The sequence below is a fragment of the Ruminococcus sp. CAG:57 genome, from assembly GCF_000435935.1.
In the GTDB taxonomy this organism is placed as follows: Bacteria; Bacillota; Clostridia; order Oscillospirales; family Ruminococcaceae; genus Hominimerdicola; species Hominimerdicola aceti.
In genome coordinates this window covers 1-26684 of the sequence record NZ_FR890787.1, presented here as the reverse complement: position 1 = coordinate 26684, position 26684 = coordinate 1, and the positions used below count along the sequence as shown (strand labels likewise).

Sequence of the window (26684 nt, the reverse complement as noted above, 5' to 3'; positions counted from 1 at the left end):
CTTACGCTGCTGAAAAAGATAAGTCAGAGTTAAAAATGCAAAAAAACAGGAGCGTTACCACCATGGTACGCTCCTGCGTGAGGGCTATTTCATCATCATTGAAATGCCGTCCATTACGTCACCGATAGCTCTGATAGCACGTCCTGTGCGGCTTTTGAGCATTTTCTTTTCGCTTGATGTCGCCTCTGTGACTGCATAAGCCACTGTTCCTGCGGCTATCGCCATTGAAACGCCTGTTATCATTGACTTCATCTTCATTGCTGTTTCCTCCTTTTTTCTTTGTAATATTATTTTTCGCAGAAAGAGAACAGCTATGCCATGCAAATGAAGTCAAGAGGGTTGACGGTATTTTCCCGTGAATGTTCGTATTTTGTGATGTTGTGAAGGATATTTCAGTTGGTGTGTAGTGCTATTGTACAAAATGTGATTAAAATTTTTGCAATTTATATGTAAAAGTAAAAGAGATATGTTCCTATCTCAAACGTTTAGTATAAATATTATTCATAGATATATAATAAATATGTATTTGCATTAACATCAAAATAGTGGTATAATAAATGGGTATAAAAAATAAAGGATCTTGGTAAACTCTGAGATCTGATAGTAAGGAGTAATATTAAATGGGTATGACAATGACTCAGAAAATTCTGGCAGCCCACGCAGGTCTTGACGAAGTCAAGGCAGGTCAGCTTATAATGGCGAACCTTGACCTGGTTCTCGGCAACGACGTTACGTCGCCTGTGGCTATCAACGAGTTCAATAAAGCGGGCTTCACAGATGTTTTCGATAAGAATAAGGTCACAATGGTCATGGATCACTTTGCACCTAACAAGGATATCAAATCCGCTACACAGTGCAAGACCTGCCGTGATTTTGCTTCAAAGTATGACATAAAGAATTATTTCGACGTTGGCGATATGGGCATTGAACACGCTCTGCTTCCTGAAAAAGGACTTGTCGCTCCAGGCGACTGCGTTATCGGTGCTGACTCACATACTTGTACATATGGTGCACTTGGTGCATTCTCAACAGGTATCGGCTCAACAGATATGTGCGCAGGCATGGCAAAGGGAAAGACTTGGTTCAAAGTCCCTGCCGCTATCAAGTTCAATATCGTAGGCAAGCTTCCAAAGTATAGTGCCGCTAAGGACGTTATACTTCATATAATCGGCATGATAGGCGTTGACGGCGCACTTTACAAGTCTATGGAATTTTCAGGCGAGGGTCTGAAAAACCTTTCCATGGAGGACAGGCTTTGCATGGCTAACATGGCTATCGAAGCAGGTGCAAAGAACGGCATATTTGCAGTTGACGATGTTACACTTGATTACATCAAGGATAAGGTAGACAGAGAGTATAAGATATACAAGGCTGACGATGACGCTGAGTATGAGGCTGAATACACTATCGACCTCAGCGAGATAAAGCCTACGGTCGCTTTCCCGCATCTGCCTGAGAACGCAAGAACATTTGACGATATCCCGGAGGTCAAGATAGATCAGGTGGTCATCGGTTCATGTACGAACGGAAGGATAGAGGATCTGAGATGTGCCGCTGAGATACTTGACGGCAAAAAGGTGGCAAAGAACGTTAGATGTATCGTTATCCCTGCCACACAGAAGGTATATATGCAGGCCATGAAAGAGGGTCTGCTGGAGATATTCATAAATGCAGGCTGTGCGGTTTCTACACCTACCTGCGGTCCATGTCTTGGCGGACATATGGGTATTCTTGCAAAGGGCGAAAGAGCCGTTGCAACAACAAACAGAAATTTCGTGGGACGTATGGGTCACCCAGAATCAGAGGTTTATCTGGCTTCACCTTACGTTGCCGCCGCTTCAGCTGTGACAGGCAAGATCTCACAGCCGTCGGAAGTTATGTGATATTCGGGGAGAAAATCAGCTGACAGATCTTGCGTTGGGGGAATAATTGATATGCGGTATGACCGCATATACGACTTGGGAGCGAGAACAGATGAAAAATTATCTTAGGGAAATATTCTCCGATATACTTCTTAGTATTGTTACAAAGAAGTACGGAACTTCACTAAATGACTATCAGCGTGAGGAGAAGGCTGACGAGATCATTCAGGAACTCCATGACAAAAATACATTTACCGTGGAAATGACGCAGGCTCTTATTGACAAGAAGGGCTTCAATACCTTTTATACCTCCAATATCGGGGGTACACCTGTGTATGCTCTCGTTAAAGAGGGAATGTTCCACAAGGTAAAGATCTGCTATTTTATTACAAGAAACAAGGATACTATAGACGGCCCGTATCTTGAAAAGATATATGAAGAGCTTAGAAAACAGGCGATAGGAGAAAATATATTCCATTCGTCAGAGTTCAAGCAGGGCTGATAAAGTTTGACGAAAGGGGTTTTCATAATGAAAGCTTGCGGAAAAGTACATAAATACGGGGATAACGTAGACACAGACGTTATTATCCCTGCAAGATACCTCAACACACCTGATATGCAGGAGCTTGCACAGCACTGCATGGAGGATATTGACGTTGACTTTGCAAAGAACGTTCAGAAGGGCGATATAATGGTAGCAAAGAGCAATTTCGGCTGCGGTTCATCAAGAGAGCATGCGCCTGCTGCTATCAAGGCGAGCGGAATATCCTGTGTTATAGCAAAGACATTCGCAAGAATATTCTACAGAAACGCTATAAATATCGGACTTCCTATCATCGAGTGCGAGGAAGCTGCTGAGAAGATAGATAACGGTGACGAGGTGGAGATAGATTTCGACAGTGGCGTTATCACAAACAAGACCAAGAATGAGACTTATCAGGGTCAGTCATTCCCTGAGTTTCTTATCAATATCATCAACAGCAATGGTCTTCTTAACTCACTTAAATAAGATATTTTGAAGCTTTAAGGGGGATCTCTCAAAAGAGGTCGCCCTTGAACTGTTTCTATGAAGGGGTGAAGCTATGATAGCTAAAAAGCTATTTGCGGCACTTGCAGCAGGGGTAATGCTGGTGTGCAGCGCAGGCTGCTCGAAAAAAGAGGAGAGCAGTAATAAATTTGAATACAGCAGCAAGGATTTTCTGCCTTTTATGGTAATGGTGGACGGCAGCAAGATAGACCTGACCCTAAGCTCTGCAGAGATAAACAGAAAGCTTGGCGGCAGTTTTGCAAGGGAAACTGCTTCAAACAGCAGTATAGTGCTTGTGGAAAAGGACGAAAAGACCGATAAAAAAGGCGTTACAACAAAGACCTTTGCCTGCAATAAGCCTGAGATAAATGGTGCTGGATTTTCCACTTTCAACGGACTTTGGGCGAATATAGACGAAGCAAGCATAGACAGCACTGTTTCACCCAACAGCATAAAGGTCAAAGGCTCTGACGGTTTGTCTTACTACTGGTCATATTATATGGATGGTGAGGAAATAGACTATAGTCAGGTGAACTTTGACGGCACTGATACGGCGGACAGTTATATGCAGTATCAGCTCAAAGGCATGGCTGCTGACGATTATTGCAAAAAGAAGCTTATTGACGGCGAGTGTTCGGTCTATACAGGCATTTTGTTCATGACAGCCGAAAAGCAGAGCTATTCCTGCGAGATAAGCGTTTCGACTTTAAATTCTGAGGAGGAAAAATAACATGGAAAAGAAAATAACAGTTATAAAGGGCGACGGGATAGGCCCTGAAATAGTAACAGAAGCACAGAAGGTCATCGACAAGGTTGCTGAAAAGTTCGGTCATAAGTTTGTTTATACTGATATCCTTATGGGCGGCTGTTCTATAGATAAATATGGCGTTCCGCTTACAGACGAGGCTGTCGAGATTGCAAAGAACTCAGACGCTGTTCTGCTTGGCTCTATCGGCGGAAATACTTCCACTTCACCATGGTATAAGCTTGCTCCGAATCTCAGACCTGAAGCCGGACTCCTGAAAATAAGAAAAGAGCTTGGTCTGTTCGCTAACCTGCGTCCTGCAAATCTTTATCCTGAGCTTAGAGAAGCTTGCCCCCTTAAGGACGATATAATCGGCGACGGCTTTGACATGATGATAATGAGAGAGCTTACAGGCGGTCTGTATTTTGGTGCGAGAAAGACAGAGAACGTTGACGGCGCTGAAACTGCTGTTGATACTCTTACATATAACGAGAACGAGATAAGAAGAATTGCTATCCGTGGCTTTGACATCGCCATGAAGAGAAGAAAGAAAGTTACAAGCGTTGATAAGGCTAACGTTCTTGATTCTTCAAGACTTTGGAGAAAGGTAGTAAACGAGGTAGCTAAGGATTATCCAGAGGTCGAGCTTGAGCATATGCTCGTTGACAACTGCGCAATGCAGCTTGTAAGAGATCCTAAGCAGTTTGACGTTATCCTTACAGAGAATATGTTCGGTGATATCCTTTCAGACGAAGCTGCTATGATATCAGGCTCACTTGGTATGCTGGCTTCCGCTTCACTGAACGACACAAAGTTAGGTATGTATGAGCCTAGCCACGGCTCTGCACCTGATATCGCAGGACAGGATAAGGCTAACCCTATCGCAACTATACTTTCAGCTTCAATGCTCCTGAGATTTTCTTTCGATATGGATAAGGAAGCAGACGCAATCGACAATGCTGTCAAGAAAGTCCTTGAAGCAGGATACAGAACAGGGGATATCATGTCAGAGGGCATGAAGCTCGTTGGCTGTAAGGAAATGGGCAGTCTTGTTGCAGATATGATATAACAGCACGATACCAGTTTTCAGACGGTGATAATAAATGTATTATTATATTTTCGGAATAACAGACAAGGGAAATTACCGTGAACAGAATGAGGACTGCATTTTAATAGACCACGAGGTCATCAACAGCGGCAGCTATGAATCAACTGTCGCTGCTCCTTTTATTGCAGCCGTTTGCGACGGTGTTGGTGGAGAAAATGCAGGAGAGGTCGCCTCGGAGCTTTGTTTAAGGCATCTTTCCATTCTTGAATATAATTCAGGGGTGGATATGAAAAGAACGCTTATCGATGTTCACAACAAAATAAAAAAGCAGGGCGTAAGGGCTGAAAACGCTGCAAATATGCAGACCACCCTGTGTTGCCTTGCGGTGGACGAGGAAAGCAGAGCAATGTGCATAAACGTTGGCGACAGCAGAATGTACCGCTATGTGAACGGGACTATCAGACAGATATCTGTTGACCAATCCTATGCACGATATATGTATGAGCATGGCAGGATAGAAGATGTGTCAGAGCTTGAGCCACAGTATCAGAATGCCATAATATCTTCTATCGGCAGCACTCTCAATGAACCTGATGTGGCACAAACACCATTGGTGGCTGATTTTGGCAAGGAACCTGACGATATGATAATCATAGTGTCAGACGGCGTGTCGGATTACGTTTCTGAGGAAGAAATGGTGGTGGGGCTTGGTCTTGACCTTTCTGTTTCTGAAAAGCTAGGCGCTATAATGGAGCTTGCCCTCACAAACGGCGGAACTGACAATGTTTCCGTTGTGGGCATAAAGCCTTATCTTGACGATCATGAGCTTAAAACGCTCACAGCAAAAAAGGCTGTGGAAAAGACAGTGAGCGTGCAGGATATGCTTGAAAGTAAGAAGCCTGAAAAGGCGGAAGCTGTAGAGGAAAAGAAGCCTGACGAGCAGGCAAAGCTTTTCTCTGATACGGTGGACGAGCTTATGAGCCAAATGAATGAAAGTATTGACTTTTTAAAGCAGATATAGTATAATCATATATTGATATATTTTTATGATCTTAGATGTATTTTGTAATTTGGAGGAAATAAAAAATGTTGAAAGAGTTACGTGGCTCAGACGTTATAATTGAATGTTTGCTGGAGCAGGGCGTCGATACAGTGTTCGGCTATCCGGGCGGAGCAGTTCTAAACATATATGACTCGCTGTATAAATATTCAGATAAGATACACCATGTTATCACCGCCCATGAGCAGGCTGCCTGCCATGCGGCTGACGGATATTCAAGAACAACAGGCAGAACGGGCGTTGTTATCGCAACTTCAGGTCCAGGTGCTACGAACCTTGTAACAGGTATCGCCACAGCTTATATGGATTCTATCCCTATGGTGGCTATCACAGGAAACGTAACAAGAGATCTGCTTGGTCTTGACTCTTTTCAGGAGGTAGATATCTGCGGGATAACAATGCCTATCACAAAGCATAACTACATTGTGAAAGACCCTGCGGAGCTTGCTGACATTATCAGAGAAGCTTTCTATATTGCAAACGAGGGCAGAAAGGGTCCTGTTCTTATAGATATACCAAAGGATATCACAGGCGCACTTATGGTCTATGAGAAGAAAGAGCCTAAGAAGGTAGTAAATCACAATCCTGAGGGCATAAACGAGGAGATAGCTGCTGCGGCAGAGCTTATAAAGAATGCTGAGAAGCCTTTTATCTACGCAGGCGGCGGAGTTGTTTCTGCTGACGCAACAGAAGAAATGGCTGAGTTCGTAAGAAAAGTGGACGCACCTGTTTCATTGTCACTTATGGGTCAGTGCGCACTTGACAATACTAAGGACTGCTATATCGGTATGCTTGGTATGCATGGCACAAAGACAGCCGCTATGACGCTCAGCGAATGTGACCTTATGATTGTTCTTGGCTCGAGATTTTCCGACAGAGTTCTTTGCAACGCTAAGACATTTGCAAAGGATAAGAAGATCATACATATTGATATAGACCCTGCCGAGATAGGCAAGAATATTGATGTTTACAGCCATGTTACTGGAGACGTTAAGTATATCCTTGCAAAGCTTTGCGAGCTGCTTCCTGATATGAAGCACGAGGCTTGGATGAATACTGTTATGGATTGGAAAAAGCAGTATGCACTGAGAATGGTGCCTATCGAGAGCGAGGACGAGGTGCTTCCGCAGGACGTTATCGAAGAGCTTGACAGACTTACAGACGGCAAGGCTATCATCGCCACAGAAGTCGGTCAGCACCAGATGTGGGCTGCACAGTATTATAACTTCAAGTGTCCAAGAAGCTTTGCTTCAAGCGGCGGACTTGGTACAATGGGCTACGGCTTTGGCGCAGGAATGGGCGCAAAGGTGGGCAACCCTGACAGAACAGTAGTAAACATCGCAGGCGACGGAAGCTTCTTCATGAACTGCAACGAGCTTTCTTCACTTGCAAAGCATAAGATACCGCTTGTTGAGCTTGTTTTCGAGAATGACGTTCTCGGAATGGTAAGACAGTGGCAAAGACTTTTCTACGGCAAGAGATTTTCTCAGACTAACATTGAAAGAGGAACAGACCTTATGAAGCTTGCCGACGCATTTGGCGTTGAGGGCATAAGGATAACAAAGAAATCCGAGATAAAGCCGATGCTTGAAAAGGCACTCAAATGCGGTAAGCCTTGCCTTGTGGACGTTATCATCAACAAGGATATAAACGTTCTTCCAATGGTACCTGCCGGCGCAGACGTTTCACAGCCGATAATGAATATCGAACTTGATTAAGAAATCGAAATATAGGGGGTAATAAAATGGTAAAATATCCAAATGCCGCAAGCGGTATCAAAAAGGTGTTTCTGGCAAAGATCATAGGTGTGATAGGAGTTCCGCTTGCTTTTATACCTGGGATAGGCGCACTTCTTTTGATGACTTGTACCGTAGCCGCAACTATTTTCAACGTATGGGGAATACTTGAAGCTTCAAAAGACCATAATGGTTATCAGACAGCTCTTGTTTTCACAGTGGCTGATCTTATCTTTTCAATAGTTGACACATTTATTGACAATAATGCGATATCAAGTGTTCTGAGTTTTGCTGGCAATGTAATGAACATAGCGGTGCTTTACTATATCTGCAAATCAACAGGCGACCTGCTCAGGGACGTGAAGAACTACGGGCTTGCAAATAAGGGCGACCATGTGTGGAATGTAAACAAGACCTGCCTTATTGTCATGGCAGTGTGCCTTGTTGTGGCGTTTATCCCGATACTGAACATTCTCGCCGCATTTACAACATTGGTGGTGCTTGTTGTAACTATCTATGCGTCTGTGGTATATCTGATCTATCTCTATCAGAGCGGACAGTATCTCAGCCTTAACACAAATTTCTAAGCGATTTGAGAGCTGTACGGCAAAGGCTGTACAGCTCGTTTTTGTAAGGAGAAACTAATGAAATTTACAAAAAAATTCAAAGAAAATGCAGCCCTTGTGGTTCTTGGCGTAGTGCTTTTTTGGGGATTGACCAACTATGACAAGTTTTTTAGACTTCTGGGCGTAATGATCGGGGTCTTGAAGCCTGTTATATTTGGCTGTATAATCGCATTTATCCTGAATGTGCCAATGTCAGGCATTGAAAAGAGGCTTTTTAAGAAGCCTAAAAAAGAGAAATATGCCAAAACTGTGGAAACGCTGAAAAGACCATGCTCGATAGTGCTGACCTTTCTGCTTTGTCTAGGCGTTGTGGCACTTGTGTGCTGGCTTATTATCCCTGCACTCATAAAGACTTTCTCTCAGCTTTCAGACGATATCCCTGTGCTTATTTCAAATATTTCCAACAAACTCAACAATTCCCCCGAGATAGCAGGGTGGCTTGACAGAATGAATATAAGCACTGCTGATATTATCGATAAGGTTACAAGCTGGCTGAAAGACGGCGTTGTGATCTTGAACACACTCAGTTCAACAGTAAGCTTTGTGACAGATCTTTTCTCAGGTCTTGTGAACTTCTTCTTGGGAATCTGCTTTGCGGTCTATATGCTTGCCGCAAAAGAGCGGCTCAAAGACCTGTGCAAGCGCATAAGCTGTGCTTTTCTCAGCAATCGTATCACCGACCGCATAAGCCGTATATGCCGTCGCTCTATCGACACTTTTGCGAACTTTCTTGTGGGTCAGACCACGGAAGCAATTATCCTCGGCTCACTTTGCGGTATTGGTATGGCTATCTTCCGCTTCCCGAATGCGGTGCTTATTGCCATACTCGTTGCCTGCACTGCACTTATCCCTATTGTGGGAGCTTTTCTTGGTTATGTGGTGGGCTTCCTGCTTATATGCGTGACGGATTTCAAGCAGGCTGTGCTGTTTTTGTTGTTCATGTTCATTATTCAGGCTATTGAGGGCAATCTTATCTATCCAAAGGTGGTAGGAAACTCGGTTGGTCTGCCGTCACTATGGACACTTTTCGCTATCACCATAGGCGGAAACCTCTTTGGCATATTCGGAATGTTCATTGCTGTTCCTGTGTTCTCTGTTATATACTGCACTCTTGGAGAGGTAGTCAACTACAGAAATGAAAAGAGAGCTGTCAAGGTGGAGGATATATCATAACAAAATAGTCCGTACAAAAAAGGCTGCACAGTTTCGTGCAGCCTTTCGCTATTTATGCTATTTTGTTATTTTACATAGCTTACATGAAGCAGTTCATGCTCTCTGCCCTTGAGGATACCCTCGTAAAGCTTATCCATAAGCGGATTTTCTTCTGAACGTTTCAGCGTGCAAAGCTTGTCAGCATTGTAAAGATTAACACTGCGCTCTTTCTTCTCGTCGATAGTAGCCTTTGGCTGACCAGCGCCGCCTATACAGCCGTTTGGACAAGCCATAACTTCGATAAGGTCGAAATGCTCGCCGGCTTTCATTCTGTTCATTATGACCTCGACATTGCGAAGTCCGTTTACAACGCAGACCTTGATAGCCTTGTCGCCAAGAGGTACTTCAAGCTCTTTTATGCCCTCGAAGCCTCTTACGCCCTCGAATGCAAGATTTCTCAGGGAAGCAAGTGACTTGTCTGTGGAAACACGTCTGATAACTGCTTCTGTTACACCGCCTGTTACACCGAAGATTACACCTGCGCCTGTCATAGTGCCGAACGGCATATCAACAGCTTCCGGCTCTATCTCGTTGAACACGATACCGGCTTCTTTTATCATCATGATAAGCTCCTGAGTGGTGATGACAAAATCAACCAGCGGTTTGCCGTTCTCGTCCTTGAACTCATCTCTTGCGGCTTCTCCCTTTTTGGCAGTGCAAGGCATAACAGCAACAGAAAGTATCTTCTTGCCCTCGCCCTTGAACTTCTCGTTTATTACGGAAGCGAACATCTGCATTGGTGAGCGGCAAGTGGAAATGTTAGGCAGTATCTCGGGATACTCATTCTCAGCATACTTTATCCATGCAGGACAGCATGATGTGAACAGCGGGAGCTTTCCGCCGTTTGCAAGCCTGTCTGCAAACTCCTTTGACTCCTCCATAACAGTGAGGTCTGCAGCTGTTGAAGTGTCAAAAATGTAGTTGAAGCCTATTCTTCTAAGTGCTGCAACTATCTTGCCCATAACGTTCTCGCCGTTGTAGCCGAACTCTTTTGCCACTGCAACTCTTACAGCTGGAGCTACCTGAGCCACTGCAATAGTGTCCTCCTGATTAAGCTCTTTCCAAAGCCTGTGGCTGTCGTTCTTTATGATTATAGCGCCTGTTGGACAGACTGCCACACACTGACCGCAGCCAACGCAGTTTGAATCGCCTATAGGCTTGTCAAATGAGCAGGCTACCTTCATTTTTGAACCTCTGAATGCAAAATCTATTGCACCAACGTTCTGTACTTCGTTGCACACTCTTACGCAGTCACCGCAGAGGATACACTTGTTGGCGTCCCTGGTGATAGATACAGAAGAATCATCGATACAAGGCTTGGACTTTGGATTGTCAAAACGTACTCTGTGGATATCAAATCTTGCGGCAAGCTCCTGCAATTTGCACTTGCCGTTTTTATCGCAGGTCGTACATTCACCGCAGTGATTTGAAAGAAGAAGTTCCAATATCATCTTGCGGTATTTTCTCAGCCTTGGTGTGTTTGTGTATATCTCCATACCATTTCTCGGAGGAGTTGAGCAAGCGGCTTCCATGCCGCCCCACTTGTTTTCCACCATGCACATTCTGCAAGCACCGTATACTGAAAGCTCAGAATAGTAACAGAATGTAGGAAGCTCGATGCCTGCCTTTCTGATAAGCTCAAGCAGATTTTTTTCACCGTTTATAGCAACGGGGATATTGTCGATTATCATAAACTCTTTATTCATAGCTAAAATTAAACCTCCTTGACAGCTTTGAAATGGCAGTTGGAAATACAAGCTCCGCACTTTATGCACTTAGAGGTGTCGATCTTGAACGGCTTTTTGATCTCGCCGCTGATCGCACCCACAGGACAGACTCTTGAACACTTTGAACAGCCCTTGCATATCTCAGGGTCGATCTGATATGTCACAAGCTTCTTGCAGTTGCCTGATGGACACTTCTTATCTCTTATGTGAGCTTCATATTCCTCACGGAAGTTCTTTATTGTAGATACAACAGGGAATGCAGCCGTCTTTCCAAGACCACAGAGAGCAGTTGAGGAGATAGTGTCGGCAAGCTCAAGAAGCAGTTCGATATCCCCCTCCTGACCGTTACCATTTACGATACGCTCAAGTATCTCAAGCATTCTCTTCGTACCCTCACGGCACGGAACGCACTTTCCGCAGGACTCGTTCTGGGTGAAATTCATGAAAAATCTTGCAACTTCTACCATGCATGACTTATCGTCCATAACAACAAGTCCGCCTGAGCCGATCATAGCACCGACTTTTTTCAGCGAGTCAAAGTCAAGCTGGATATCGAGGTTAGGTGTAACAAGACAGCCGCCTGACGGACCGCCTATCTGAACAGCCTTGAACTTTCCGTCGCCTCTCATGCCGCCGCCGATATCGAATATTACTTTTCTGAGAGAAGTTCCCATTGGCACTTCAATAAGACCGGTGTTCGAGATGTTGCCCGTAAGAGCGAAAGCCTTTGTTCCAGGGGAGTTCTCAGGGCCTATGCTCCTGAACCATTTTGCACCGTTGTTGATGATAACAGGCACGTTAGCCAGCGTTTCAACGTTGTTGAGAACTGTAGGCTCGTTGAAAAGACCATGTTCAACAGTTCTTGGCGGCTTAACTCTAGGCATACCACGCTTGCCCTCGATAGAAGCCGTCAGGGCAGAGCCTTCACCGCAAACAAATGCGCCTGCACCACGGTTTATATGTATTCTGAATGAGTAATCTGTGCCGAGTATATTGTCACCAAGCAGACCAAACTGCTCAGCCTGTGCGATAGCACCTTTAAGACGTGATACTGCCAGCGGATATTCCGCACGAACGTAGATATATCCCTCTTTTGCGCCTGTTGCGATACCGGCTATCATCATGCCTTCAAGAAGTCTGTGTGGGTCGCCCTCCATGATAGAACGATCCATAAATGCGCCAGGGTCGCCCTCGTCACCATTGCAGACTATGTATTTTGTAGGGCTTTTCTGCTTTGCAACGCTTGTCCACTTTCTGCCAAGAGGGAATCCTCCGCCTCCACGTCCACGAAGATTAGATTCTGTCATTTCGTTGAGGATATCCTCAGGTGACATATCGAGAAGTGCCTTTTCAAAGGCTCTGTAGCCGCCTATAGCAAGATATTCCTTTATGGAAGTAGCGTCAATGTGACCGCAGTGTTCAAGTACGATACGCTGCTGCATCTTATAGAATGGTATTTCTGACTGCTGGCGATATATTTCACCGTTTTTCTTGTAGCACAGTCTTTCAACGCACTCGCCATTGCAGATAGTCTTGTCAACTATCTCGTCAACATCGTCAAGTTTCACCTTAGTGTAAAGCCAGCCCTCCGGCTCTATTCTAACAAGTGGACCCATTTCGCAGAAGCCGTGACAGCCGCTTCTTTTTACGCCGATAGCGCCATCGTGGATATCATCATCATGTGGCTCGTCAGCAAGTGCTACCACGCACTCCAATCCCTTTGCGGAGATAGTTTCGATAAGCTTCTGGTATATGTTCAGCGAACCGCCTGCAACACAGCCTGTACCTGCGCAAACAAGCACTTTTCTAGCCTGCTTGTCAACAAGCTTACCATACTGTTCACGGGCGTTGTCAAGATCGTATTTCGTTTTCAGCAGCATATTATTCAGCCTCCTTTTCTCTCAGTTCCTTAAGCAGAGCCGCAGCCTTGTCAGGATTCATCTCAGGGTGAACAACATCATTCACAGTGAGAACAGGGGCAAGTCCACAAGCACCAAGACATGAAACAGTTTCTACTGTGAACATCAGATCGTCAGTGGTGGTTTTCTTCTCGCTAAGACCAAGCTCTCCTCTGAGATATTCGAGAATAGGTATAGATTTTCTTACATGACAGGCAGTGCCGTCACAACATTTGATAACGTATTTGCCCTTTGGCTCGAGAGAAAAATTCTCATAAAAGGTCGCAACGCTATATATTCTTGCTTCGCCTGTGCCAAGCTTTTTTGCAAGATATGGGAATATTTCCTTTGGAAGATAGTGATATATCTCCTGAATATCCTGCAATATGGCTATGACCGCTGTTTTTTCATGATTTTCAAGAATTTTGTCGATCGGTGAATAATCAAATTCTTTTGTCATAAAATTTCCTCCATATAATTAAAGTTAAATTTGATTACAAAGTCAATAATCAAGACATACTGTCAACTATAATTATATACTATATGACACAAAATGAATAATGTTTTTATTTACATGGGCTATATATAATTAGAATAAGCATTGACTAACTTGTAGAAATACACATAAACGAAAACGTTTATATAGTTATAATGCATAAAAAATCGAGCCATTTCTCAATGGCTCGACCTGCTGATACTATTTGATAAACTGAATTAATTATAAAAAATCATAGACGTTTGTTTCGTTAGATATACCTGACATTTCGTACACTATGTTAAGCCTTGCGAATACTTATCTCTCCTGAGGAAATATATTCTTCTCTGCCGTCCTCGTATCTGACGTGCAGGCGACAGTCCTCATCAGCCCCAAGCATTGTGGCAGGAGTTTTTTCACTTCCTCTTATAACGTTTATCTTCTCGCCTACCCACAGCAAGCGTTTTCTGTATTCTGGGTAAAAGCTGTTTTCTTCAAAGCTGTCATAAAGACGCATGAAATTGTTTATTATCTCTGCGGCTATCCTGTTTCGCATATCGCTTTTTCTTTCGTGGAATATCGGTCCTGCGATATCTCTTATTGCCTCAGGAAAACCACCTTCCGGCTCGTAGGTGTTTACACCGATACCAAGCACAGCGTAGTCAAGTCCGCCGCTTTCCATGCTGAAAGAAGCCTCCGTGAGTATTCCGCATATCTTCCTGCCGTTTATGTAAATGTCGTTAACCCATTTTATGTCAGGCTTCTGATCGCTGACCTTTTCCACAGCAAGGGCAACTGAAACTGCAGCAGCAGTGGTTATCTTAACAGCGTCAGCCGCAGCCATGTCAGGGCGGAGAAGAATGCTCATGTAAAGTCCCGAATCAGAGGGAGAAAAGAAAGAACGTCCAAGCCTTCCACGCCCCTGCGTCTGCATACCTGCAATGACTATCCTGCCCTCGGGCACACCCTGATTTGCATAGTCTTTGAGTACCAGATTAGTGGAGCTTACTTCCTTGTATACCTCTATTTCAAGCCCCTGACGGTCAGGGTCAAGATATTTTTTTATGCCTGCAAGGGAAAGTATATCGGTGTTTTCATCAAGGGAATAGCCCTTGTTCGTCACCGCAGAGATAGGGTAGCCGTTTTCCTGCAAAGCTTTCACAGCTTTCCAAACAGCCCCACGGGTACAGCCCAGCGTGTCAGCAAGCTGTTCGCCTGAAAGATATTTGCCCTTGTTATCGTCGAGAAGTTCCAGCACTTTGTCTTTTATTGCCATAAAGAATGCCTCCTTAATGAGATAATTATAGCACAAAAGGTCAAAGTGTTCAACCCTCACCCTAAAAATCCCTAGCCTACTCCACATTAAGAAACCATTAAGAAAAAATTGTGCAAAATGACGGATAATAATATTTGCATTTTGCACAGCTATGTTGTATAATATAATAGTATATGTATGAATTGAAACAGAAAAGGACGATGACAATGTTTTATAACCTTTTGGCTAAGACGAATAATACTACATTGGTGTTGCTTGTGCCAATGCTGTGCAGTTTTCTTATTGCTTTTTTCAGCCTGAAATTCTTCAAACGCATTTTGCCTAAAGATCAGGGCAGAGCGTTCGCTGTGAACGGTGCTCTTTCTGAGGGCAAGCCCCGTGGCGCAGGAATTATCTTCGTGACTTCCTTTACCCTTTGCACAGCACTTTTCTATCCTCTCGATATCGAGAACATAATCTATCTCGTGCTTGTGTATGCCGCCATGCTCAGTGGATATTTTGACGATGCTGCTGAAACTCCTTGGGGTAACCTGAAAAAGGGCCTTATCGACCTTGTTATATCTCTTGGCATTGCGTTTACATACTATTTTTATAACGGCTCGCAGGTGAAGCTTTATATCACGGATTCCACTTTCACTATCCCTGCACCGCTGTTCATCATCCTTGCAGGCGTTCTCGTTTGGACGGCTATAAACGTTACAAACTGTACAGACGGCGTTGACGGGCTATGCGGTTCATTGGTCATGACAGTTCTTCTGCCACTTGCATTTATGGTGACAAAGAGTGGTGCGGCTGATATGCTCCTTCCTATGATAATGTTCGTGACGCTTGCGGCTTATCTGTGGTTCAACTGTTCGCCTAGCCAGATGCTCATGGGTGACGCAGGCTCGAGAGCGCTGGGCGTTTTCCTTGCGGTGATGTTTTTGAAAACTGCCGCACCGTTCGCATTTATCCCTATGGCTATAGTTATCATACTTGACGGCGGACTTGGACTTCTCAAGCTTTCTTTCAGACGTTTCCTGAAAATAAAGAATTTTATGGAGGGCATAAGAACTCCTCTTCACGACCATGCAAGAAAGAACAAGGGCTGGTCTGATACTCAGGTAGTAATAAGATTTACAATTTTGCAGATAATAGTAAATCTGTGCTTTATGGCATTCGTGCTGTAAAAAATATGTGTGGGACAAAAAGCGGTCTGACTTTTTAATGGACAGGCTGAAAATTCGGAGATGATGAAAATAAAAAAGAACCTGAAATATGTTCTTAATATATTCTTTATTGTGGTCATAGGCTGGCTGACAGTCAGACTGCTTTTCAGAGGAGAAGAATTTTCCGACATAGTGGCGGATCTTCACCTTGCAAAGAAAAGCTGGCTTGCAGTGGGTGCTGTGTGCGTGTTCTGCTATGTGGCAGGGGAGTCGGTCATAATAAAGTATATGCTGAGGCTTTTTGAAGTAAAAACTCCTTTCAGGCGTTGTTTGAAATATTCGTTTATAGGCTTTTTCTTTAGCTGTATAACGCCGTCTGCTTCCGGCGGACAGCCTGCGCAGATGTATTACATGAAGAAAGACGGCATAAAGATAGGCTTTTCCACCTTGATAATGCTTATCATCACCATAGCTTTCAAGGCTGTGCAGGTGCTTCTTGCAGTGGCGTTCCTGCTTTTCAACTTTGGCTTTATAAAGCTTCATGTGGGACGGCTTTGGTGGCTTCTGCTTATCGGCTTTATACTGAATATCGCCTATATCGCAGGGCTTGTGTTTATTTTCTATAAGCCTTTGTGGGCGAGAAAAATGGGCATAAAGCTTATAAATCTTCTGACACGCATAAGGATACTCAAAGAAAAGAACAACGAAAAATACATAAACAAAATAAAGCGTATCTGCGACAATTACATGATCGGTTCGGAATATATAAAGAGCAATGTGCATACTGTGATAAATATTTTTCTTATCACACTGGTGCAGAGACTGTTCCTGCTGGCTGTCACATGGATTGTGTATAAGTCCTATGGCCTTAGCGGAACAGGTTTTTGGAATATTATCGCACTTCAGACTATGATAGGCGTTGCAGTTGAAATGTTGCCATTGCCTGGTGCGGCAGGCGTAACAGAGGGCTGCTTCACATATATGTTCATGAGCATTTTCACCGCAGAGCTTGTAAAGCCTGCAATGCTACTGAGCCGTGGACTCAGCTTCTATTTACTGCTGATAATGAGCGCATTGGTAACATTCGTGGCTCACTTTATCGTTATGAGGAATGATAAGAAGAATGGTCTTGAGGGATCGCAGGAAGTTAAAAAAGAAGTCGAAAAAGAATGAGAGGAAAAGAAAAAATGATCGGTTTTTATAATTATTCGGTAATACTCACATACATAGGACTTGTTTCGTCAGTGTTCGGCATTACACAGGTCTTTGAAAATCATATGTCCATAGCCTTTCTCTGCCTGCTTCTTTCAGGTATCTGCGATCTTTTTGACGGCAAGATAGCAAGAAGCATGAAAAACAGAACAGAGCATGAAAAGGTGTTCGGCATACAGATCGACTCACTGTGCGACCTTGTTTGCTTCGGTGTTTTCCCTGCTGTAATAGGCTATCACTACAATTCAGTTTATCCGCTTCGTCTTATCGCAAGCATTATGATAGTTCTGGGCGCTGTTATCAGACTTGGCTACTTCAACGTTATGGAGGAAGAGCGTCAGAGAAACACAACAGAGAACAGAAAAGAATATAAGGGTCTGCCTGTTACAACAGTTGCTATGATACTTCCTCTGCTGTTCATGGGTCAGCACAATATACCGAGAAATATTTTTCCATTTGTTTTCCATAGCTTTATGATACTTATTTCAATACTCTTCGTATTAAAAATAAATGTCAAGAAGCTTTCCATGAAAGGCGTGCTGATACTCTTTACTATAGGTGCGATAATCCTTCTCGGCTATCTTAAAATGCAGCATATAATCTAAGATAAAAGTTACCTGAATGGGAAATGTTTTTGCCGGACAGGTGTGTGAAAAACAGGACGTCTGGTGTGTCGTCCCCTACAATAATGTAAATAAAAGGAGAGAAACAGATGAAATATCGTGACAGACAGGGCAGAGAATACGAACAGACCACATCTCAGGATAGCTTTCTTGCGGCTGCCTACAGCTCGGCAATGGGCAGGGCGCTTATGAAATTTCTCGGCTGTCCGATATTTTCAAAGTGTGCAAGAGTGATACTTGACAGCAAGTTCTCAGTGCCTTTTATTTTCGGCTTTGCAGAAAAAAACGGAATAGATATGTTTGACTATGAGGAAAGAATGTATCGCTCATTCAATGATTTTTTCACAAGAAAAATAAAGCCTGGCAGACGTTTTATCACTAAGGACAAGAATCTGCTGGTGTCACCTTCAGACGGCAAGGTGACTGCTTATAAGATAACACAGTCTGATACCTTTATTATAAAGAACGCAGTGTATAATACTGCCTCGCTTCTCAGGGACAGCAAGCTTGCAAAGCGTTATGAGGGTGGCTATGCAGTTATCATCAGACTTTCAGTGGACGATTATCACCGCTATTGCTATTGTGCAGACGGTGTAAAGAGCCACAACAGAAAGATAAATGGTATTCTTCACACTGTGAACCCTGTGGTGAACAATTATCTGCCTGTTTTCAAGGAAAATTCCAGAGAATATTGCATGATAAGAACGGAGCAGTTCGGAGATATTATTCAAATGGAAGTCGGTGCTCTTATGGTGGGCAGGATAACTAATCTGCACACTGAGGGCGGCGTAAAGGTCACAAAGGGCGAAGAAAAGGGCTATTTCGAGTTCGGCGGCTCAACTATCCTGCTGCTTCTTGAAAAGGACAAGGTAAAGCTTTGCGATGACCTGCTTAAAAATACGAGGGAGGGCTTTGAAACTAAGCTTCTTCAAGGCTCGGTGCTTGGCGAAAGTCTGAAGTAAAAATATCTAAGACGTAAAAAAATATAGGCAAGGGGCATGATTGATGTACAGATTGAATTATGAACAGTTCGACAGAGATAATCAATATATAGGAAACGATCTGGGTGCGGTCATGAAAGAGGGCAAAACTGTGTTCAAAACATGGTCGCCGCTTGCAACGGGAGTTTATCTTAATCTGTATCTTGACGGCGAGGGCAAAAGCCGTCTTGAAAGCCTGCCTATGGAAAGGCTTGACCACGGTGTTTGGTATGTGGAGATACTCCGTGACCTCGACGGCGTTTTTTATACCTATACATTTGAGTTTGACCACAAAACAAGGCATGAAACTATAGATATCTATGCAAAAGCCTGCGGAGTCAACGGAAACGTTGGTGCGGTGGTGGATTTCAAGACCACCGACCCTGAAGGCTGGGACAAGGTCAAGAAGCCTAAGTGCAGAAATGCCTGCGACGCAGTGGTGTATGAGTGCCACGTCAGGGATTTTTCTGCGGATAGTTCATCAGGCGTTGCTCCTGAGCATAGAGGAAAGTATGTGGCTTTTGCCGATAAGGGTACGAAATATCAGGGCGTGAACACCTGTATCGAGCATCTCAAAGAGCTTGGCATAACCCATGTTCATTTGCTCCCTGTGGAAGATTATGCCACTGTGGACGAGAGCAAGCCCTGGCTCAATCAATATAACTGGGGCTATGATCCTAAGAACTTCAACTGCCTTGAGGGGTCATATTCTACAGACCCTTATGACCCTAAGTGCAGGATAAGAGAGTTCAAACAGCTTGTTATGGCACTTCACGAGAACGGCATTGGCGTTGTAATGGACGTGGTATACAATCACACTTACTATACCGAGGAGTCAGCCTTTGAGCGTTCTTTCCCATATTATTACCACAGAATAAGAAATGACGGCTCATTTTCAAACGGCTCGGGCTGTGGAAACGAAACGGCTTCAAACCATATGATGATGAGAAAATTCATGATAGATTCTCTCAGATTTTGGGCAACGGAATATAAGATAGACGGCTTCCGCTTTGACCTTATGGCGCTTCACGATATTGAAACTGTGAACATCATAAGGGACGAGCTTAACAAGATAGATCCTCAGATACTAATGTATGGTGAGGGCTGGACGGGAGGAGAGTCACCGCTCCCTGCTGACAGGCTTGCATATAAATGGAATTCATATCAGTTTGGAAGAGTTGGACTTTTCAACGATAACATCAGAGATTCCATTAAGGGCGGTACTTTCAATCCATATGACAAGGGCTTTGTCAGCGGAAACAGAAATGCGGCTTCTACCCTAAGGCGTGGTATAGTCGGCTCTGTGCCACACTATCAGATAAATGACGCAAAAGAGGCTTGCTGGGCTTTTGAACCTACTCAGGCGGTGAATTACTGTGAGGCTCATGACAACAATACTTTGTGGGACAAGCTTTGTATATCGGCAAAGAATGACAGTGAGGGCGTAAGGATAAAAATGGATAAGCTTGCGGCGGCGATAGTGATACTTTCACAGGGCATGCCGTTCATACAGCTTGGTCAGGATTTTCTTAGGTCAAAGCCGAGGATACTCAAAGAGGGCGAAGAGCCAAACGATGTGAATATCTATTCCCATGACAGCTACAATGCGCCTGACTACACCAACTCCATAAAGTGGAACAGGAAGCTTGAATATAAAGAGGTCTTTGAGTATTACAAGGCTCTTATAAGGCTGAGAAAGGGAAGTCCGCTTTTCCGAATGTATACTAAAGAGGACGTGAACGCACATCTTCATTTTATGCACAATGACGATTGGAACTGCGTAAGCTGGAAGCTTGAAAAAGACGGAGAGTGCTATGTTATCGCACTTAATCCTTACTACGAGAACAGGGGCTTCGGTCTGCCTGAGGGAAGCTTTTATCTCAGGCTTGATGAAAGTGGCAAGATGAACAAACAGCCCGTTTCAGGCAGTTTCGTCTGTCCACCGCTGTCGGCTGTGGTTTATAAGAGGATAAAGAATATCTAACAACCCTGTTAATAAAATGACGAATAAATATTAATAATAAATTAATGTATATATCTTGCAGATAGAGTATAATTAAATTATTGGATCGAGAAATATTAAGGCAAAAGATACAAAAAAATTAAACAATGGAGGAAATCATAGTATGAAGAAGTTTTTGGCAGGCTTCTGTGCTGCGGCAATTGCAGCAGGCTGCATGGGAATGACAGTCATGGCAGACACGGAAGCAACGGACAAGCTCACCTCTTATGAGGCAACAAGCGACAATGTTAAGCTTATCGGTCGTACTTACAGAAAGGGCGACACAACGATACTTGGCTATTCTGCAAGCGGTATCGAGTTCAAATGCACAGGCACAAAGGCTGTTTTCAATGTAAACGGCAGCGTAGGTGAGGCAAGAATTGGCGTATTTGTAAACGGCAAGCTTGTTAAGCAGGGCTACATAAAAAATAAGAAGACAAACGCAGTTGAGGTAGAGCTTCCTGAGGGCGAAAGCACAGTTAAGCTCATAAAGCTTTCAGAAGCTGCACAGAGCGTTATCGCAATTGACAGCTTTGAGGTAGACGGCAAGCCACAGCCAACAGAGGCAGCTAAGCATTCTATCGAGTTTATTGGTGACTCTATCACTTGTGGATACGGCGTTGACGATCCACTTGGAAAGTCATTTTCTATCTACAACGAGAACGCCGCAAAGACATATGCTTATAAGGCAGCACAGAATTTTGGCGCTGACTACAGCTTTGTATCAGTAAGCGGAGCAGGTGTGATCTCTGGTTATTCAGGCAACGGCAAGATAAATGACGCACTGCTTGTGCCAAATTTTTATGATAAGTTCTGCTTTACATGGAGCTGGTTCGACGGTGAACAGACAGCTAATTATGATTGGGATTTCTCACAGTATCAGCCTGAGCTTATCGTTGTAAATCTTGGTACAAACGATAACTCATACACAAAGGGTGACCCTGATAAGTGTGCTGAGTTTGAAAAGGGCTATGTAAATTTCCTCAAGGAGATAAGAGCTAAGAATCCAAATTCTGAGATACTTTGTACACTCGGTATTATGGGACAGGAGCTTTATCCTTCTATTACAGATGCAGTTGACACTTATAAGACTGAAACAGGCGACAGCAAGGTATCAGTTTTCCAGTTCAGCGTTCAGGACAGCGAAAACAATGGTTATGCAGTTGACTATCACCCATCAGCTGTTTCACAGAAGACAGCAGCTTATGAGCTTACATATGCTATTGAAGGCATTTACGGCTGGGAGAGAGTTGAGTTGGTTAACGACGGCGTTGACGAAATGACAAAGGACGACGATGTTGAGTTCAATAACGTTGTTGAGGAGTCGTCAAGTGAGGAGAGCAGCGAGAGCAAAGCAGAGGAGTCATCTTCCGAGGCTTCTTCTGAAGCAACAAATGACAGCAGCACAGCGGCTTCATCATCAAAGACAACGACAAATCCTAACAGCACCACAAACCCTAATACAGATGCGGCAATGGGCATAAGTATAGGTCTGGCAGCACTTGCAGGTGCAGCTATGGTGGTTTCTAAGAGGAAGTAATAAAGTAGATATTTACACCGCACAGAGGTAAGACTTTGTGCGGTGTTTTTTTATATGGTCGGTCGTAACATTTCAGGGTGGCTTTGCCGACAAAATGTACGCTTTAACGCAAAAAAACTCCCTCATGCAGAAAACCTCTGCATGGGGGATATTTCATAAACGATAAAAATTACTTCTTAGTAGTAACACTCTTTGAAGCCGACCAAGCGCCATAATACTTAGTACCCTTTACCTTTGTGTAAGAACGAACACGAACGTAATATTTCTTGTTGCCTGAAAGCTTTGAAATAGTCTTGGTGTCGGTCTTGTTGTTTGTTATGGTAACTTTCTTTGCACTTGTGAACTTTGAGTTGGTAGCATACTGAATCTCGTATCCGGTAGCAGAACTTTCTGCGCCCAATCCACAAAGAAAGCCTTTGACTTTGCCGTGAGCTTCTGTATCTCCTGCTTGGCAGGATTTATCTTGAACGTCTTTGTGATAGTGCCTGTGTAGGAGCCTTTTCCTGTGACTTTTACAGTGGCAGTACCTATATTCTTGTTGCTTGAGTATGAAACTGTGTAGTCAGTACCATTTTTCAGCGTTTTGCCATTGTATTTAACAGTAATGCTCTGAGTGATGTTCTTGCCAGTGAAAGCCTTTGTGGAAATGCCCGAAACTGTGGCTTTCTTGAAGTTATTTTTGATACTGTAGGTCTTAGAAACTGAGCCTGTGTAATTGCCCTTGCCCGTGATTTTTACAGTAGCTGTTCCGACCTTGGTGTTGTTTGAATAGGAAACTGTGTAATCTGTACCATTCTTCAAAGTTTTGCCGTTTAGCTTGACCGTTACACCAGGCTTCTTTGCCTTGCCGTCATAAGCGTAGATCGAAGTTGAAAGTGTCACGCTTGCCTTTAAAATGCTAATTCTTGAAAGTGCAGGGATCTCAGCCGTTTCAAGAATTTTCTTGCAGGCAGTACATTCCTTGTGTGCTTGGCAGGATTTATCTTGAACGTCTTTGTGATAGTGCCTGTGTAAGAGCCTTTTCCTGTGATTTTTACAGTGGCAGTGCCTATGCTCTTGTTGTTAGAGTATGAAACTGTGTAGTCAGTGCCTTTTTTCAATGTTTTGCCATTGTATTTAACAGTAATGCTCTGAGTGATGTTCTTGCCAGTGAAAGCCTTTGTGGAAATGCCCGAAACTGTGGCTTTCTTGAAGTTATTTTTGATACTGTAGGTCTTAGAAACTGAGCCAGTGTAATTGCCCTTGCCCTTAATAGTGACCTTTGCTGTTCCAACCTTGGTGTTGTTTGAATAGGAAGCTGTGTAATCTGTACCATTCTTCAAAGTTTTGCCGTTTAGCTTGACCGTTACACCAGGCTTCTTTGCCTTGCCGTCATAAGCGTAGGTCGAAGTTGAAAGTGTCACGCTTGCCTTTGAAATGCTAATTCTTGAAAGTGCAGGAATTTCAGCCGTTTCAAGAACTTTCTTGCAGACTGTACATTCCTTGTGCTTTGAGCCTTTAACTCCGATAGAAGCCGCCTTGTCGACTATCCAACCGCTTGACTTGTGACCTGTGGCATTTATCACTGTCTGAACTTTGATAACAGTATTGCAAACTGAGCAATGTGAGCCGTCTGTTTTGCCTGCGGTGGTGCAAGTAGCAGGGTAGCCCTTGTCGGTAACTGCGGTGTGACCCTTTGCAGGAAGCTTTTCTGTAACTGTTGCATTGCACTTTGTGCAAGTCTTTGTTTTTGTACCCTCTGATGTGCAAGTCGGCTGTTTTGTTACAACAGAATTTCCGTAGCTGTGACCTGTTGCCTTAGTTGTGCTATCCTTGTATGAAGTACCGCAAACAGAACACTTGTGGAGTGTGTAGCCGTTAGTAGTGCAAGTAGGTGCAACAACTGTGTCAGCATATTTGTGTGAAGTCTTTGGTATAGTTTCTGTAACTGTCGCATTGCACTTTGTGCAGGTCTTTATAGCAGTACCCTCTGATGTGCAGGTCGGTTGTTTTGTTACAACAGAATTTCCGTAGCTGTGACCTGGTGCTTTTGTTGTGCTATCCTTGTATGAAGTACCGCAAACAGAACACTTGTGGAGAGTGTAGCCGTTAGCAGTGCAAGTAGGTGCAACAACTGTGTCGACATATTTGTGTGAAGTCTTTGCTATAGTTTCTGTAAATGTCGCATTGCACTTTGTACAAGTCTTTATGGCAGTACCCTCTGATGTGCAGGTCGGTTGTTTTGTTACAACAGAATTTCCGTAGCTGTGACCTGGTGCTTTTGTTGTGCTATCCTTGTATGAAGTACCGCAAACAGAACACTTGTGGAGAGTGTAGCCGTTAGTAGTGCAAGTAGGTGCAACAACTGTGGTTGTGTAGCTGTGGGAAAGCTTTGCAATTGTTTCTGTTACTGTTGCTCCGCACTGCGTACAAGTTTTTGTTTTTGTACCTTCTGATGTGCAGGTCGGCTGTTTTGTGATAACAGCACTGCCATATGTGTGGCTCGTGCATCCGCAGGTGAATTTGTATGTCTTTGCTACAGACGGATTGTATGTAGGATAAATTTTTACAGTGAGTGAACCGCCGTTTTTGAATGTGATACGTCTGATATCATTAGCATAGTTTTCAAGCTTATTTACACTTACCATGCTGCGATCAGAAAATTCAACTGTGTAGTCTGTATCGTCATAAAGCCAGAAATCAATGCTGTCGCCCACACTGAACTGAGTTTTGCTCAATACGCTTGAAAAGGACGTATTCGAAAGGTCTGTGCGCCAATAAACAGTGGTAGAGGTCGGAACTGTGAACTTATTCACATAACCGCAAGACTTGCAGGTCTGTGTTACAGTGCCGTCAGTTTTTGATGCGTACTTTGTTTCGTAGTCATGACCTGTTTTGACGTCAACCGTCTTTATATCGTCAAGATTTGAAAGGTTCAGGGAGTTGAAGGTCACGTTATTTTTATCGTAAACATACCATACTGCTCTGCCGTTTTTGATAACAGGCTGGCAATCTGAAAGGCTTCCCTCAAAGGTGTGTATACCGCCGTTTACTGTGCCGTCAGCGTTTAGCTTCACACAGCTTACCTTTGTATCTCTGGACCACAATAGCAAAAAGCTGTTATTATTTATCTTCACAAGCTGTGGAGCAGAAGCAGAAGCTGTACCCTCTGCATAAGAAGTTATCTTATTGAGCTTGTTTGTGGAAAGATCCTTTGAAACAGCGGAAACGTAGACGTTTCGTGTTTCTGACGTATTGATATAATCAAGGTCAACTGTACTCTGTGCCACGATATAGCTTGATGATGACACATCAAAGCCGCCTATAGCCGCACCTGTATAGTTATAGTGACCGGCGGTATATTCAGGGTATGTTACAACGTCGATATTGCTGACCTGTTCAAAATAGCTTGGGAAAAATTTGCCTGTAGTAAAATCAGAATTATACTTCACCAGAACGGCGGAACGTGGATGAGCGTCACCATGGTCGAGGGCGACTATATGGTTGCCGTCGGTTTTTATAAACTGATTGAAGGAGTGGCTAACATAGCCATAATCAACGTTCATGACGCCGGTATATGAATCAGTGATAGTCATCGAAGGCATATCCACTTCAATGGTAACATTAGCCTGATGATTATTGCCGTCGCTTGATTTATACATTTCGTGGCAGGTCCTCACAAGCAGGTGGTCACCGCTATGGGTCATTCTTGCCGAGCCTGCATCGAATGGAACTGTAGTGTTAGCTCCATACAGACCGCAGGACTTTATTTTGTTCCAATTCTTATCATACTTCGTGATACGGAAAACCTCGAGGGAGTCGTTTTGTTTCGGATTTTCCTGACCGCTAAGTACATAATAATTATTGCCGGAGTCATAGAAAGCACCAAAGATCGGCAGTTCATTGTCGATAAGCTTAGTGCTGAGCGGTTCAAAATCAGAGCTGTAATATTCCACAAGGAGCTTGCCCTCGATAGCGCCTGACTGGACACGCATATAATTGCCGTTGTCGCACACTGTCAGGTAAGATTTCACTGTGTCAGACCATTGCACATAGTCCTGATCATTCACATTAGAGCCTGAATATGCAACACATTGCGCCACGGCAAAGGCACCGAACGATCCAGCAGACACAGCAGTAGAAACAGCCATTGCGCCAGACAGGACAATGCTCAACATTCTTTTCTTCATATTCATCGATTTCATCACCTCATACAAAAACTTTCAAACGAGAACACCTTTATATATATAATATCACAACGCAAGGCATATGTCAATGAAAATAAGTTACAATGAGAATGATTTCAATAAATTCGTCAAACACCAAAGGTCAACGCAGTAAAAAAGAGCAAAGAGGATACAAAACAAAAAAAAACGCCTTGACAAGGTTTGATGGGTGTGATATAATATTACAGTGGTATTTCGAGGTGTGGCTCAGTTTGGTAGAGCGCTGCGTTCGGGACGCAGAGGCCGTGGGTTCAAGTCCCGTCACCTCGACCAGTCACTCGC

The 26684-nt window shown here is 43.7% G+C and carries 23 protein-coding genes and 1 tRNA gene; 16 read left to right on the top strand and 8 right to left on the bottom strand.

All coding sequences use genetic code 11. The features are described from left to right. Window positions 1-84: 84 nt before the first annotated feature. A complete protein-coding gene (locus QVO88_RS10795; RefSeq protein ID WP_022288469.1) occupies window positions 85-258 on the bottom strand; it encodes a hypothetical protein in 174 nt (57 codons plus the stop codon). Window positions 259-620: 362 nt separating this feature from the next. Here QVO88_RS10795 and leuC point away from each other — a divergent pair, with 362 nt between their 5' ends. The 9 genes from leuC to QVO88_RS10750 all read left to right on the top strand — a co-directional run bounded on the left by leuC (window position 621) and on the right by QVO88_RS10750 (window position 9277). Continuing rightward, window positions 621-1883, top strand: a complete 1263-nt coding sequence (leuC, locus tag QVO88_RS10790; protein ID WP_022288468.1) for a 3-isopropylmalate dehydratase large subunit — start codon at window positions 621-623, stop codon at window positions 1881-1883. A gap of 91 nt (window positions 1884-1974) precedes the next feature. Continuing rightward, on the top strand, window positions 1975-2364 hold the full coding sequence (locus QVO88_RS10785) for a hypothetical protein (protein WP_022288467.1): 390 nt from the start codon (window positions 1975-1977) through the stop codon (window positions 2362-2364). A 27-nt stretch (window positions 2365-2391) separates the two neighbouring features. Continuing rightward, entirely contained in the window at window positions 2392-2871 is a 480-nt protein-coding gene (leuD, locus tag QVO88_RS10780; RefSeq protein WP_022288466.1) for a 3-isopropylmalate dehydratase small subunit, read from the top strand. A 73-nt stretch (window positions 2872-2944) separates the two neighbouring features. Continuing rightward, window positions 2945-3619: a hypothetical protein gene (locus tag QVO88_RS10775; protein WP_022288465.1), complete on the top strand. Its 675-nt coding sequence runs from the start codon at window positions 2945-2947 to the stop codon at window positions 3617-3619. A 1-nt stretch (window position 3620) separates the two neighbouring features. After that, window positions 3621-4703 carry a 3-isopropylmalate dehydrogenase gene (gene leuB / locus QVO88_RS10770; protein ID WP_022288464.1) on the top strand — a complete coding sequence of 361 codons (1083 nt, stop codon included), beginning with the start codon at window positions 3621-3623 and terminating at the stop codon, window positions 4701-4703. 34 nt (window positions 4704-4737) lie between these two features. After that, entirely contained in the window at window positions 4738-5703 is a 966-nt protein-coding gene (locus QVO88_RS10765; protein ID WP_022288463.1) for a PP2C family serine/threonine-protein phosphatase, read from the top strand. A gap of 65 nt (window positions 5704-5768) precedes the next feature. Then, on the top strand, window positions 5769-7460 hold the full coding sequence (ilvB, locus tag QVO88_RS10760) for a biosynthetic-type acetolactate synthase large subunit (protein ID WP_022288462.1): 1692 nt from the start codon (window positions 5769-5771) through the stop codon (window positions 7458-7460). A 26-nt stretch (window positions 7461-7486) separates the two neighbouring features. Further along, window positions 7487-8065 carry a hypothetical protein gene (locus QVO88_RS10755; protein ID WP_022288461.1) on the top strand — a complete coding sequence of 193 codons (579 nt, stop codon included), beginning with the start codon at window positions 7487-7489 and terminating at the stop codon, window positions 8063-8065. Between the two features lie 57 nt (window positions 8066-8122). Next, entirely contained in the window at window positions 8123-9277 is a 1155-nt protein-coding gene (locus QVO88_RS10750) for an AI-2E family transporter (RefSeq protein WP_022288460.1), read from the top strand. Between the two features lie 65 nt (window positions 9278-9342). Here the strand turns inward: QVO88_RS10750 and QVO88_RS10745 are convergent, their stop codons facing one another. From QVO88_RS10745 to QVO88_RS10730, 4 genes are all read right to left on the bottom strand, one after another. Then, window positions 9343-11022 carry a [FeFe] hydrogenase, group A gene (locus QVO88_RS10745; RefSeq protein ID WP_022288459.1) on the bottom strand — a complete coding sequence of 560 codons (1680 nt, stop codon included), beginning with the start codon at window positions 11020-11022 and terminating at the stop codon, window positions 9343-9345. 8 nt (window positions 11023-11030) lie between these two features. After that, on the bottom strand, window positions 11031-12923 hold the full coding sequence (gene nuoF / locus QVO88_RS10740; protein ID WP_022288458.1) for an NADH-quinone oxidoreductase subunit NuoF: 1893 nt from the start codon (window positions 12921-12923) through the stop codon (window positions 11031-11033). A 1-nt stretch (window position 12924) separates the two neighbouring features. Further along, complete coding sequence (locus QVO88_RS10735) at window positions 12925-13401, bottom strand: NAD(P)H-dependent oxidoreductase subunit E (protein WP_022288457.1); 477 nt, start codon at window positions 13399-13401, stop codon at window positions 12925-12927. A gap of 316 nt (window positions 13402-13717) precedes the next feature. Then, window positions 13718-14692: a biotin--[acetyl-CoA-carboxylase] ligase gene (locus QVO88_RS10730; protein WP_022288456.1), complete on the bottom strand. Its 975-nt coding sequence runs from the start codon at window positions 14690-14692 to the stop codon at window positions 13718-13720. A gap of 221 nt (window positions 14693-14913) precedes the next feature. Between QVO88_RS10730 and QVO88_RS10725 the strand changes: the two genes are divergently transcribed. The 6 genes from QVO88_RS10725 (at window position 14914) to QVO88_RS10700 (ending at window position 22197) form a co-directional block, all read left to right on the top strand. Further along, a complete protein-coding gene (locus tag QVO88_RS10725; RefSeq protein ID WP_288178022.1) occupies window positions 14914-15861 on the top strand; it encodes a phospho-N-acetylmuramoyl-pentapeptide-transferase in 948 nt (315 codons plus the stop codon). A 60-nt stretch (window positions 15862-15921) separates the two neighbouring features. Further along, entirely contained in the window at window positions 15922-17013 is a 1092-nt protein-coding gene (locus QVO88_RS10720; protein ID WP_022288454.1) for a lysylphosphatidylglycerol synthase transmembrane domain-containing protein, read from the top strand. A 14-nt stretch (window positions 17014-17027) separates the two neighbouring features. Further along, on the top strand, window positions 17028-17657 hold the full coding sequence (locus QVO88_RS10715; protein ID WP_022288453.1) for a phosphatidylcholine/phosphatidylserine synthase: 630 nt from the start codon (window positions 17028-17030) through the stop codon (window positions 17655-17657). Between the two features lie 107 nt (window positions 17658-17764). After that, window positions 17765-18637: a phosphatidylserine decarboxylase gene (locus QVO88_RS10710; protein ID WP_022288452.1), complete on the top strand. Its 873-nt coding sequence runs from the start codon at window positions 17765-17767 to the stop codon at window positions 18635-18637. Window positions 18638-18680: 43 nt separating this feature from the next. Then, window positions 18681-20639 carry a type I pullulanase gene (gene pulA / locus QVO88_RS10705; protein ID WP_022288451.1) on the top strand — a complete coding sequence of 653 codons (1959 nt, stop codon included), beginning with the start codon at window positions 18681-18683 and terminating at the stop codon, window positions 20637-20639. Between the two features lie 142 nt (window positions 20640-20781). After that, window positions 20782-22197, top strand: coding sequence for an SGNH/GDSL hydrolase family protein (locus QVO88_RS10700; protein ID WP_022288450.1), 1416 nt, complete (start codon window positions 20782-20784; stop codon window positions 22195-22197). A gap of 169 nt (window positions 22198-22366) precedes the next feature. On the opposite strand, the gene QVO88_RS10695 is transcribed toward QVO88_RS10700, so the two are convergent. From QVO88_RS10695 to QVO88_RS10685, 3 genes are read right to left on the bottom strand one after another with little or no spacing between them, the layout of a single operon-like run. After that, window positions 22367-22597, bottom strand: coding sequence for a fibronectin type III domain-containing protein (locus QVO88_RS10695; protein WP_288178021.1), 231 nt, complete (start codon window positions 22595-22597; stop codon window positions 22367-22369). Then, a complete protein-coding gene (locus QVO88_RS10690; RefSeq protein ID WP_022288449.1) occupies window positions 22513-23079 on the bottom strand; it encodes a hypothetical protein in 567 nt (188 codons plus the stop codon). The genes QVO88_RS10695 and QVO88_RS10690 overlap by 85 nt, the downstream gene beginning before the upstream one ends. Before the next feature lie 8 nt (window positions 23080-23087). After that, window positions 23088-26372: a hypothetical protein gene (locus QVO88_RS10685; protein WP_022288448.1), complete on the bottom strand. Its 3285-nt coding sequence runs from the start codon at window positions 26370-26372 to the stop codon at window positions 23088-23090. A gap of 226 nt (window positions 26373-26598) precedes the next feature. Here QVO88_RS10685 and QVO88_RS10680 point away from each other — a divergent pair. Then, window positions 26599-26675: transfer RNA gene (locus QVO88_RS10680), tRNA-Pro, on the top strand. Window positions 26676-26684: the final 9 nt, after the last annotated feature.